Source organism: Candidatus Eisenbacteria bacterium, from assembly GCA_030017955.1.
GTDB lineage: Bacteria > Eisenbacteria > RBG-16-71-46 > JASEGR01 > JASEGR01 > JASEGR01.
The window spans coordinates 1-12,155 of sequence record JASEGR010000079.1; the positions used below are offsets into that span (position 1 = coordinate 1).

The window sequence follows — 12,155 nt, forward strand, 5'->3', positions numbered from 1 at the left end:
CCGGTGCTTCGACTGTCTCGCGGATGCAGTGGCAAAGCACGCTGAACTCGACTTAGAGAAGAAGCAGCCGCTCGCAGCTGCCGCAATCGAGCTGCGAGAGGCGGTCACGCTGTACGAGACCGACCGGGAGAAGCTCCTCGCGAATCTGCGCGCCTTCGGCCCAAAGTACGCCAAAGTGTTGCCCGGCGAAAACACCGCACAGCGCGCCGCGCGAAAGGCCTTCGACCCCATTGCCGAGGCGATCCGCGGCCTGATCAAGCAGGTGGACCTGCTCTACAAGCTTACCGCCCGCATGACAGACCTGGCAATTAATCTCCCTCTCTTTCTGGGAGAGGGCTGGGGTGAGGGTGAAGCGGATTTCGAACCGCGTGCGGCTCGCCGCCTCGTGAAGCAGCTTGACGAAGAGCGCAAGACCGCGGTGGAGCAACTCAAGCACGCCGCTTATTTCCATCGGCAGGTGGCGTGGCTGCAGGATCGCTTTCCCAAGGCCGAGCTGCAGGCCGTGCCCGGGCTGGTCAAGCTCGTGGACCGCAAGGAGATCGAAACAGCCGACTGGAGCCTCACGCCCGGTCGTTATGTTGGCGTGGCCCCGCCGGAGGAGGATGAGGATTTCGATTTCGAGCAAACAATCCGCGACATCCACACCGAGCTGGCCGACCTCAACAAGGAAGCAGCGGTGCTGGCGGCGAAGATTCAGGAGAAATTCGAGGAGCTGGGGATATGAAGAGGCCGGTCCAGAAGAAGCCTTTGGCGAAAACTGCGGAAATTGTTGTAGCATCAACCGCTGGTACTCCGGACCGGCGAACGCGAGGCCGGAAACGCGACGACACCTCGTTCCCCGTGGCCCCACTGCCTTCCGAAATGCCCGCCGGTTACGCCGCTGCCCTTGGTGAAATCAAGCATCGCATTCAGGAGGAACGCCTACGAACGGTCATGGCCGCCAATTCGGCCATGGTCATGCTCTACTGGGACATCGGCGGGCTCATCCTCGAACGGCAGGAGCGCGAAGGCTGGGGTGCCAGGGTTATTGACCGTCTTTCGGGGGATCTTCGTGAGGCCTTCCCTGATATGCGCGGCCTGTCCCCCCGCAACCTGAAGTATATGCGGGCCTTTGCGACGGCCTGGCCGGAAGGGGCAATTGTGCAAGAGGTTCTTGCACAAATACCCTGGTATCACCATATCGCTCTGTTGGAGAAGTGTGGAAGTGCGGAGGAACGCCTCTGGTATGCGCGGCAAAGTGCCATGCATGGCTGGTCCCACAACATACTTAAACTCCAGATAGAAGCCTGCCTCCACGAACGCCAGGGCAAGGCGATCACAAACTTCGAGGCAACGCTGCCACCCGCCGAATCGGATATGGCCGCCCAGGTTTTTAAGGACCCCTACCTGTTCGACTTTCTCGGCACTGCGGATCCACGCCGCGAGCGGGAAGTTGAACAGGCCCTCATTGATCACATCCAACGATTCCTGCTCGAACTTGGCGCAGGCTTCGCGTTCGTCGGGCGGCAGGTCCACCTCGAATTTGTGAACCACGATTACTACCTCGATCTCCTCTTTTATCACCTGAAACTCCGATGTTACGTCGTGGTGGAGCTCAAGGCCGTCCCTTTCGATCCGGGTTTTGTCGGCACTATGAACATGTATCTCTCGGCGGTGGACGACCTGCTGCGGCATATCGACGACAAGCCGTCGATCGGGCTTCTCCTGTGTCGTTCGAAAAACAAACTGGTTGTGGAGTACGCCCTTCGCAATTTCAAGAAACCAATCGGTGTTGCCGAGTGGGAAACCAAGATCGTCAAGAAACTTCCGGACGAATATAAAGGAAGCCTACCGACCGTGGAGGAAATCGAGGCCGAATTGACGGGGAAAGGGCGACAGGAATGAATGAAGCGGCGGATATTGCAGGGAAGATTCAAGAGGAATTGAAGGAGCTTGGAATATGAGACGTGAGCGTATTGGTGATCTTTTGCTGAAGTTCTCTCGCAAACAGAGGGTGCTTCAGAGTGAGTACACACCTGTAGGAGAAACACCGATCGTTGATCAGTCAACCGGAACCCTGGTTGTGGGCTACACTGATAACCCCGAGGCTAGGCATGAGACCCCGCTTCCTATAACTGTCTTCGGTGACCACACGCGAGTGGTTAAATATGTGGACTTTCCTTTCGCGAGCGGAGCAGATGGTACGCAGCTCTTGTATCCGAATACGCTAGAACTTGACCCAACTTACTTCTTCTACGCGATAAGAAATGTTGACCTATCGAATTACTTCTATGCGCGGCACTTCAAGTTTCTGAAAGAGCAGCAGATAACTATTCCGGCCCTCAAGGCCCAGCATCGCATCGCTGAAACGCTAAGAAATTACGATGACCTGATCGAGAACAATCGGCGGCGGATGGCGTTGCTGGAAGTGGGGGCGCGGCAGCTCTACCGCGAGTGGTTCGTCCGGCTTCGCTTCCCCGGCCACGAGCACACCCGCATCACCAACGGTGTCCCGGAGGGATGGGAGAGGGTGCCGCTCTCCGAACTCTGTGAGTCGATCGACTATGGTTATACTGCCAGCGCACAACAAGACGAGATCGGACCAAAGTTTTTACGAATAACGGATATTGTACCCAAGGTCATTGATTGGACCTCAGTGCCCTACTGTCCAATAGAAGAAGATCGTCTGGCCAAGTTCCGCTTGGTCGAAGGCGACATCGTCATCGCCCGCACGGGTGCGACAGTTGGATACGCGAAGCGGCTTCACAAGCGACATCCTGAAGCTGTGTTCGCATCGTACCTGGTGCGATTGCGGCTTAAGCCCGAAGTGAGCAATATGCTTGTAGGAGTGTTCGTCGAATCAGATGCCTACAAAGGCTACGTCCAATCATGCATCGGCGGCGCAGCTCAACCCAATGCCAATGCACGAGTTCTCGCCGCCGCGGAGATTTTCGTCCCGCCACGGCATCTCCAGCATGATTTCAACGGATGCATCGAACCGTTGTTTGACCAGGGGGAGGTGTTGCAGCTTCAAAACCAACGGCTTCGCGCGGCGCGCGACCTGCTGCTGCCACGCCTGATGAACGGGGAGATTCCGGTATGACAATGAGCGCTGATGAAAAACAAAAGCACATCGAGTGGCTCCAGCATCAGGACATTCGAGCATTTATGACCTCACCGGACATCCCGGCACCATGGTTTCCCGCCTTCAAATCCTTGAAGACGGAGGAGCAACGTATTCGATGGTTCGCGGCGTTTGTCCCACCGGACTCGATTCCGCAGCTTCTTAAACGGTCAAATGGATGGGATATCGGACCGGCAGATGGCGGCCCTGGGATATGGACGTACTATCTGGAAGATGGAGAGACCCACCGATATTGTCCGTTCGGTAACGAAGAGGGCATTGAGCCGATCGTGATATGGAGATCATTTCATGGCATGCGCCCAGACTTCCTCGAATTGACGCAGGAAATCCGCCTCTACCACAACCTCTATCTAGACCCGACGCGCAAACGCTTCATTCACATTGACAGAAACGGTGACGAATCAGATGCAGCACGCTTTGGAGATAGTTTCATGGAGATTCGGACCGATCTCCTCAAGAAGTTCTGCGCAGTTAAACAGATGGCCCTTGCCATCTATGTTGAAAGCTTCCGGTACAGCCGCTACACGCTGGCGGAACTCGGATTATCCGAAACCAGGACTCAAGAAGTGGGAGACCATTACCGGTTTCCGTTAGCTGTTGTACCCGCAGATTTCTCGCTCGGGAAGAAGTTTGAAACTTGGGGTTTAGTCATCGGCGGGAAGAAATATCTCCTGCCAGATCCGATGCCATCTGATGAAGAATCCGATAAAGAACACTTCCAGGAATTCGTTATCGGGACAGACTCGACGGGAAAGGCTATTCGGCACACGTGCGACCCAGAACGGTTGGCCAACAACTTCGGAGCGAATCCAGGTGCGCCGAATTACTTGACTCCTGTATTTTTTCGATCAGAGGTTTTGTCAAAGTATTACACCGATCCCGGCAAGTATTCGGTCGAAGACGGCTATCTTCGGTGTGGTGGGTTATGGGGACTCCGCATGGACAACGACCATGCCGATTATGTTGTGGTATGGCTGGGAGACCTCGGCAGTGATCTTTTGGAGAGCGAGAGGAACTACTGGCTCAGTTTCAACATCCCGCCTGAAGGGCGAAAGATCAGCAAGACGAACTTCAAGCGCGCATTCATGGCTGAGTTTACTGATCCGGTTCGACCGGATCTGGTATTCAAGCAGCTATACAAGCGATTCAACCACGACTTTCGAGAAACGAAAGGGTGGGACTTCTTCTTGCCTCTCCATCCGGATGATCAGCATTTCTTCACTGGATTGCACTTACTCTCAAAGGACGCTCAGGCCGAGTTCGATTCTCAGTTACTCGCTCTCACCAAGGTACTTGTTGATTCACTCAATGAAAAAGAGATAACCAAAGGGTTGTCTACTTTGAGTAGCGACGACAAGGGAATAACAAAACTGGAGAAGTTTTTTTCGGAACGGGGATTTATGGATTTCGAGCCGCATATAAATTTCCTCCGAGTTCTCCAGGATCTTCGTTCGAAATCAGCAGCTCACCGTAAAGGAAGCAACTACGACAAGCTTATCGCAGACCTTCAGATTGCGGACGAGGGACAACAACGTGTCTTTGCGGTAATTCTGACTTCGGCGGTAGGGTTCATAAGATATTTGCAGGCTAACCTCCTGTCAAAAGGAGACGAATAGAAGAAGCTATGGCCATCACCGACATCAACAGCGAAGACCGCTTGGTCCAACGAACCTTCGCCGAGCATCTCGAAAAGGTGCTTGGATGGGAAAGCGTCTACGCCTACAACAACGAGACGTTCGGCCCGCAGGGGATGCTGGGACGGGCGTCCGAGCGGCATGTGGTGTTGGGCAAAACTATTCGTGCGAGCCGTGATGGATGCACGTCCTTGCCATCCTTCTCGTACGAAGGGCGTTGAGTATTGTATTTCTTGCAAATGCCTTGACAAAGTATTATCCCCATAATAGAATACCACCATGAAAGAGAAGCTTGGAAGGATAGAAACGCAATTCTTTGCATATGTCCAGATGCGACAGATGCGGATGGTGCGGACCGGTGATCTGGCGGCTTCGGTGCTGCGCCTCTCGCCGGATCAGGAGCGGAAACTGTTGAGCCGCCTGGCGCGCGGTGGGCTGATCGCGCGGGTTCGGCAGGGCCTGTATCTTGTACCGTTGCGCCTGCCCCTGGGCGGGGCATGGACGCCGACCGAGGAGGAGGCGTTGAATGCGCTGATGGACGATAGGAAGGGACGCTACCAGATTTGTGGCCCGAGTGCTTTCAGCTTTTACGGGTTCGACGACCAGATTCCCAATCGGGTCTATGCCTACAATGACCAACTTTCGGGTGACCGCCGGGTGGGGGCCGTGGACATGACCTTGATCAAGGTGGCCGATGCAAGGCTGGGCGACACCGAGGAGGTCCCGGTGGCGGAGGGGGAGAAAGCGGTGTACTCATCGCGGACGCGGTCGCTGGTGGACGCGGTATATGACTGGTCGCGATTTAACGGCATCCCGCGCAGCTACGGGTGGATTCGCCAGGAGTTGAAGGTCGGACGGGTGGGTGCGGCGGCGTTGGTAAAATCCACGTTGCGCTACGGTGATATAGGCACGATCCGCCGGTTGGGAGCATTGCTGGAACGTGAAAACGTGTCGGAAACGCTGCTGCGAAAGCTGGAGCGGGTGCTGAGGCCTACGAGTGCCCTAATTCCGTGGATTCCCACGCAACCCAAGCGGGGAATCGTCAACCGCCGCTGGGGCGTGGTGTTGAATGAGCAAGCCTGACCTTCAAGTTGTACGCCTGCGGGAAGACCCTGATTACTTTCGGTCGGCGGTGAGGTTTACCTCGCGGGTGACAACGTTCGCGCCACGACTTGTTGAGAAGGATTACTCCTGCACAGTGCTGCTCGAATACCTCTCGGAGGCAAGCGACGGGTTGGTATTTAAGGGCGGAACGTGCCTGGCCAAGGTGCATGCGGATTTCTACCGGCTCAGCGAGGATCTGGACTTTGTCATCCCCGTGCCAGTAAACTCGACCCGTTCTCAGCGAAGCAAGCTGGCGGCCGGGGTGAAGAAAGCTGTGGCGCTGTTGCCGGAACGGCTTCCCGGATTTCGCCTCGTCGATCCGCTGCAGGGGGCAAACAACTCCACCCAGTACATTGCGGTTGTCGGGTATTCTTCACTGATCCGTCGGCAGGAGGAGACCATCAAGATCGAAGTTGGCCTTCGAGAACCTTTGTTGATGCCCGTGGTGAACAGTCCCGCGCGAACGATCATGCTTAACCCGGTGTCCGGCAAGCCGCTCGTGCTTCCGGTTTCCGTGAGGAGCATTTCGAAGACAGAAGCCCTGGCCGAGAAGTTTCGCGCCGCCTTATCGCGGCGCGAGGCGGCCATCCGGGACTTTTTTGACATCGACTACGCCATACGCAGGCTGGATTTTCATCCCCAGGACCCCGCTTTTATCCAGTTGATCCGCCATAAGCTGGACGTCCCCGGAAATGACCCGGTTGATGTTTCTGGAGAGCGCCTGAGAGCCCTTCGCCAACAACTTGAGTCTCGTTTGAAACCCGTATTGCGCGATAAAGATTTCGCGGAATTCAATCTCGATCGCGCCTTCAAGATCGTGGCCGCTGTGGCGGCTATGGTCCGGTGAACAGCCATGATTACCGACATCAATAGCGAAGACCGCCTAGTCCAGAGAACCTTTGCCGAGCATTTGGAGAAAGTGCTCGGGTGGGAAAACGTCTACGCCTACAATACGGAGACGTTCGGGTCGCAGGGCACATTGGGACGCTCATCAGAGCGGGATGTGGTGCTGGTGCGGGATCTGCGGGCGGCGCTGGAGCGGCTCAACCGGGACCTGCCTGTATCGGCGCGGGAGCAGGCCATCGAAAAGCTGACGCGCATCGACTTTGCTCGTTCGCTCTTGCAGCACAACCGGGAGTACTACGGCTTCATCCGGGGCGGTGTGCCGGTCGAGTGGCGCGATGCTAAGGGTGAAACGAGGCACGCGCTGGCGCGTGTGATAGACTTCAGTAACGGCACGGGTCCGGACGGCAAGCTAAACAATAGCTTCCTCGCCGTGCGGGAACTGAAGATCCAGGGCGTGCGGGTGCCTCATTACAACCGGCGGGCGGACCTTGTCTGTTTTGTAAACGGCCTGCCCCTGGTCTTCATCGAGTTGAAGGCAGTCTATCGGAATATCCGCGCCGCCTTCGACAACAACCTCACCGATTACCTGGGTGAGCACAGCATCGCTCAGGCCTTCCACCACAACGCCTTGCTCGTGGTGAGCAACGGCGACCAGGCCCGCTACGGCTCGATCACGAGCAAGTGGGAGCACTTCGTCGAGTGGAAGCGCAACTCGGAGAAGGACAAGGGACGTGTCGATGCCGAGGCGCTGCTGGACGGCATGCTTGCCAAGGAGCGGCTGCTCGATTTCATCGAGAACTTCATCCTGTTTGACGACAGCCGGGCCGGGGGAACGCGCAAGATCGTGGCCCGCAACCATCAGGTGCTCGGCGTGAACAACGCGGTCGCCTCTGTGCTGCGTCAAGAGGAACTGAAAGGGCAGTTTCCACCGGGAGAGCGACTGATCGAATACGTGCCAACACCGGAGCTGCTCCTGGCTGCCGATGGCCCGGAACGGGACTCCGTCTACGGCGCACCAGTCCCTTCGGACCGCGCCGGGAACTATCAGTTGCTCCTGGTAAAGCGGGCGCATCCCGATCTGGGCCGGCTTGGGGTTTTCTGGCACACGCAGGGCAGCGGCAAGTCTTACTCGATGGCGTTTTTCGCCGAGAAGGTGCGCCGGGTTGTCCCTGGTAACTTCACCTTCCTGTTAATGACCGACCGGGATGATCTGGATGACCAGATCTGGCGCACGTTTATCGGTTGTGGCGTCACGGACGAGAAGACCCCGCGGGCCGGTTCGGGCAAGGAGCTTCAGTTTATCCTGCGCGGGAATCATCGCTTCGTCTTCAGCCTCATCCACAAGTTCAATCAGCCGGTCGCAGAGCCTTACAGCGAGCGCGACGACATCATCGTGATCTCGGACGAGGCGCACCGGACCCAGGCGGGCAAGTTCGCGCGGAACATGCGTCTCGCGCTGCCCAATGCGGCGTTCATCGGGTTCACCGGGACGCCGCTCTTTAAACATGACGAACTGACGCGGCGCATCTTCGGCGACTACATTTCACGATACGACTTTAAGCGCTCTGAGGAAGACCAGTCCACCGTTAAGCTGATCTACGAAAACCGGGGCGAGAAACTGGGGATCGCCCGTCTCGACCTGAACGACCGGATCGCCGAGGCGGTCGAGAAGGCCGACCTCGACCCCGATCAAACTGCCCTGCTGGAAAGCCTTCTCGGGAAGGACTACGAGGTCATTACTGCCGACGATCGTCTCGACAATCTGGCTGATGACTTCGTTGAGCACTGCTCCACCCGCTGGCAGACCGGGAAGTCTATGCTCGTGTGTATTGACAAGATTACTTGCGGCCGGATGTTCCAGCGCATTGAGCCGCGCTGGCAGTCCAAGCTCGCCCAAGTGAAAGCGCTCATCCTGGTGAAGGAAGCGGAGTTGGCCGGTACCGCCGATCCGGACGCGCAAGAGCGTCTCGGCAAGGAGCTCGAATTCCTGTGTGGGCAGGCGGAGTGGATGGAAAGCACCATCATCGAGATCATCATCAGCGAAGCCCAGAACGAAGTCCGCGATTTTCAGCGCTGGGGCGTCGATATCATCCCTCACCGCGTGGTGATGAAGACCGGTTTCCAGACGCCAGACGGGAAGCGAGTTGACGTGGAAGACGCCTTCAAAGACCCGCAGCATCCTTTCCGCATCGCCATCGTGTGTGCCATGTGGCTGACCGGCTTCGACGTGGAGTGTCTGGCGACACTCTACATCGACAAACCGATGAAGGCCCACAGCCTGATGCAGGCCATTGCGCGTCCCAACCGTGTCTATCCGGGCAAGGACTGCGGGGTCATCGTTGACTACAACGGCATGCTCAAGAGCCTGCGGGAGGCGCTGGCGCAATACGCTCTTGGAGATGAGGAAGAAGGAGGGGGAGATGGCAACATCGTGGCCCCCATCGAGGAACTGGTGGTGGCCCTGATTCAGGCCATCGAGGCGGCGGAAAAGCACCTCCGGGTTTTAGGGTTCGATCCGGACCGGCTCCGCGGTGCGACCGGGTTTATGCGGATCGAAGCGCTACGGGATGCTGTGGACGTGCTTTACACTTCGGACGAGGCGAAGCGCCGCTTCGAGATCATGGCGCGGCAGGTGTTCGTCCGCTTCAAGGCGCTGCTCATGGAGCCGAGCGCTTTCGCCTACGCGGAGCGCCACGACAACATCGAGGCCACCTACAAGAAGCTTGAGGAAAAGCGCGACACTGCGGATGTCACCGAGGTGCTCAAGGAACAGCACAGGATCGTCAACGAAGCAATTCGGGCGCGGGCGCCCGGCGAAGACCACGCCGAGGGGCTGAAGGTGGACTTGAGCCAGATTGACTTCGCGAAGCTACGAGACGAGTTTGCCAAAAAGGTGCGGCGCAAACATACCGCCCTGCAGGACATCCGAGAAGTCGTCGAGAAAAAGCTGGCGCAAATGCTCGGATGCAACCCTATGCGGATGGACTACTACAAGAAGTACCAGGAGATCATCGCGGACTACAACCGCGAGAAAGATCGCGTAACAGTCGAAGAGACCTTCGCAAAGCTGGTCGATCTGGCCAACAGTCTTGATGCCGAGCAACGGCGTGCTGCCGAAGAGGGGCTCAGCGACGACGAACTGGCCCTGTTCGACCTCCTCTTCAAGGAGAAGATCAGCAAGGCCGATCGGGAGCGGTTGAAGCAAGCAAGCAAGGCATTCCTTGCGTCCCTGCGAGAGCTGCTCCAGCCAATGCACGACTGGACGCAGAACACTGCCACCCAAGCCGAGGTCAAGGTCTTCATCCTTGACAATCTCTGGGAGGCACTGCCGCGGCCATTGTTCAGCGATGAGGAGACCGAAGAAGTCGCGAATCGGGTGTATGAATATGTATGGCAGCGGAGCGCAAGCGGGCATTATTTGCTGGCGGCGTAACAAACAACCAGTGGGCATCGGTCATTCGGTGATAAGGTATTAGCAACGACATAATTGGCAGAGACTTGACGGGAATGTAGTTGGGTTGTTTAAAAAACTTACCCCTGAATCATTTTGGTGCCAAGGCTTTGGCAGGAGATTTCGACGAGTTCAATTGAGCCGCTTAGAGTTTATTTTTTTTCAAAATTAGGAGGTTGAAAATGGAAAAGATTTACTATTCTTCGTTTAATTCAACATGGCTGAAAAAGGTTTTCGTCGCCTCGACAGAGAGGGGTGTTTGTATGGTCGACTATCTCAAGTCAGAGAAGGATTTCTTGAAGCTATTGAAAAAGCAATTTCCCGGAGAGGTCGTTAAAAATGATCAGAAGAATAAAAAGGGTCTTGCTCAATTAAAAAAATACCTGAAGGGAGAGCGCCGGGGTTTTCATTGCCAGTTGGATTTGAAAGGGACGATGTTCCAGAAAAAGGTCTGGTCAGCCCTAACCAAGATCCCTTATGGCCAGACACGATCCTATAAAGAGATTGCCAGCTTTATCGGCCATCCCAAAGCTTTCCGAGCTGTTGGAAATGCAAACGGGAATAACCCCACTCCATTAATCATTCCCTGTCACAGAGTGATTGAAAGCAACGGTGGACTGGGTGGTTTTGGCCACGGAGTTAAGGTGAAGAGAATGTTGTTGGACTTTGAAAAGGCTCATGGACTTTGACGAATTCCTCAAAGAGACGGCGTCCCTTTTTGGCCTTCAGTGGCGTCCCTTCAAAAGGAGAGGTGTCAAAAGGAAGATCGAACGAAGAATAGCCCAGATCGGCCTCTCCAACCTTGAGGAATATCTATTAAGAATTAAGGCAGATCCTGCAGAACAAAATCATCTTTTAAAAACCCTCACCGTCACCATCTCAAGGTTTTTCAGAGACCGGGAAGTTTTTCAAGCTATTGGAAATTCTGTCATCCCCACTGTGTTGAAAAATAGAGACAAAAAGGTTTTGAAGATCTGGTCGATTGGCTGTGCCAGCGGCGAAGAACCTTACAGCCTCTCTCTGTTATGGAAAAGGAGGTTTGAAGGTGTTTATCCCGGAGTCCATCTTGCCATTTTAGCTACGGAGGTTAATGAGAATCTCATTCACAGGGCCGAAGAGGGGAGATACAAAAAAAGTAGTGTGAAGGAGGTTCCTGGAGAAATCTTGAGTGATTATTTCAAGTATGAGGATCATTATTATTTTCTCGACTGGGCCATCCGGGAGAGCGTGGAATTTAGAAAACACAATATTCTTGAGGAGGAACCCTTTTCAGGGATGGATATGGTTTTCTGCCGCAATTTAGCCTTTACCTACTTCTCAAAAGAGACCCAGATCGATGTTTTAAAAAAGGTTGCCTTCAGTTTAAAAGAAGAAGGCTATCTGGTGATCGGAAAGGATGAATTTTTGCCTCTTGTTTACCCGACCCTGTTCATGCCTCTATTCCTGGCCGAGAAAATTTATCAGAAGTTTAACCCGAATCAAGTTCTTTAATTAATTTAACGATGTCCCGGCATCTCATTTACAGCTGCGATCCGGAGGGGGGAAGCCCTTTTATCGGTTGTACCGTTATGGGGAAAGGAAAGAGCCGTTTTTCAGTTATTTTAGAGAAGATTGGGAAGGGAAAGGTGAAAGGAATTGAAGGGATTGATGGAATTGGATTTCGCCTGGATGGAGGGATAGTAATGTCTGAATCAGAACTTTCCAACGCTTTTCGGTTTCATATCAAATCAAAGCCTTATTACGAACGCCTGCCCCCAGGGATTAAGAGACAATTCCAGCAAATGCAGAGGCCCAGAAGAGAAGGGTGATGGCAATAGCGATCAGGGTTCGGCCATCAAATCGTTGGTTTATAATACCTAAATTGAGCGATTCTTGAGACTATTTTAAAAGATAAATCCATTTGGATTCCCGTTTTCACGGGAATGACATTTTCATTCAGTGGTCGATAGTCGTCATTCCTGCTTCCCTGCCTGCGGTAGGCAGGGAAGCAGGAATC

General features: G+C 54.8%; 11 protein-coding genes. All 11 read left to right on the forward strand.

Annotated elements, in window-relative coordinates:
• Positions 1 to 724: SAM-dependent DNA methyltransferase (locus QME66_11035; protein ID MDI6809498.1), on the forward strand; the 724-nt coding region annotated here is incomplete at its 5' end.
• Between the two features lie 137 nt (positions 725 to 861).
• Entirely contained in the window at positions 862 to 1,884 is a 1,023-nt protein-coding gene (locus tag QME66_11040; GenBank protein ID MDI6809499.1) for a PDDEXK nuclease domain-containing protein, read from the forward strand.
• 55 nt (positions 1,885 to 1,939) lie between these two features.
• Positions 1,940 to 3,082: a restriction endonuclease subunit S gene (locus QME66_11045; GenBank protein ID MDI6809500.1), complete on the forward strand. Its 1,143-nt coding sequence runs from the start codon at positions 1,940 to 1,942 to the stop codon at positions 3,080 to 3,082.
• Positions 3,083 to 3,084: 2 nt separating this feature from the next.
• Positions 3,085 to 4,740, forward strand: a complete 1,656-nt coding sequence (locus QME66_11050) for a hypothetical protein (protein MDI6809501.1) — start codon at positions 3,085 to 3,087, stop codon at positions 4,738 to 4,740.
• Positions 4,741 to 4,748: 8 nt separating this feature from the next.
• Complete coding sequence (locus QME66_11055; GenBank protein ID MDI6809502.1) at positions 4,749 to 4,979, forward strand: hypothetical protein; 231 nt, start codon at positions 4,749 to 4,751, stop codon at positions 4,977 to 4,979.
• Positions 4,980 to 5,037: 58 nt separating this feature from the next.
• On the forward strand, positions 5,038 to 5,841 hold the full coding sequence (locus tag QME66_11060; protein MDI6809503.1) for a DUF6088 family protein: 804 nt from the start codon (positions 5,038 to 5,040) through the stop codon (positions 5,839 to 5,841).
• The gene (locus QME66_11065) at positions 5,828 to 6,709 is read left to right on the forward strand and encodes a nucleotidyl transferase AbiEii/AbiGii toxin family protein (protein ID MDI6809504.1); all 882 of its coding nucleotides are present in this window, start codon (positions 5,828 to 5,830) and stop codon (positions 6,707 to 6,709) included. The genes QME66_11060 and QME66_11065 overlap by 14 nt, the downstream gene beginning before the upstream one ends.
• Before the next feature lie 6 nt (positions 6,710 to 6,715).
• Positions 6,716 to 10,141 carry a type I restriction endonuclease subunit R gene (locus QME66_11070; GenBank protein ID MDI6809505.1) on the forward strand — a complete coding sequence of 1,142 codons (3,426 nt, stop codon included), beginning with the start codon at positions 6,716 to 6,718 and terminating at the stop codon, positions 10,139 to 10,141.
• A 200-nt stretch (positions 10,142 to 10,341) separates the two neighbouring features.
• Positions 10,342 to 10,848, forward strand: a complete 507-nt coding sequence (locus QME66_11075; protein ID MDI6809506.1) for a methylated-DNA--[protein]-cysteine S-methyltransferase — start codon at positions 10,342 to 10,344, stop codon at positions 10,846 to 10,848.
• Positions 10,826 to 11,650 carry a protein-glutamate O-methyltransferase CheR gene (locus QME66_11080; GenBank protein MDI6809507.1) on the forward strand — a complete coding sequence of 275 codons (825 nt, stop codon included), beginning with the start codon at positions 10,826 to 10,828 and terminating at the stop codon, positions 11,648 to 11,650. The genes QME66_11075 and QME66_11080 overlap by 23 nt, the downstream gene beginning before the upstream one ends.
• Before the next feature lie 77 nt (positions 11,651 to 11,727).
• Positions 11,728 to 11,967, forward strand: a complete 240-nt coding sequence (locus tag QME66_11085; GenBank protein ID MDI6809508.1) for a hypothetical protein — start codon at positions 11,728 to 11,730, stop codon at positions 11,965 to 11,967.
• Positions 11,968 to 12,155: the final 188 nt, after the last annotated feature.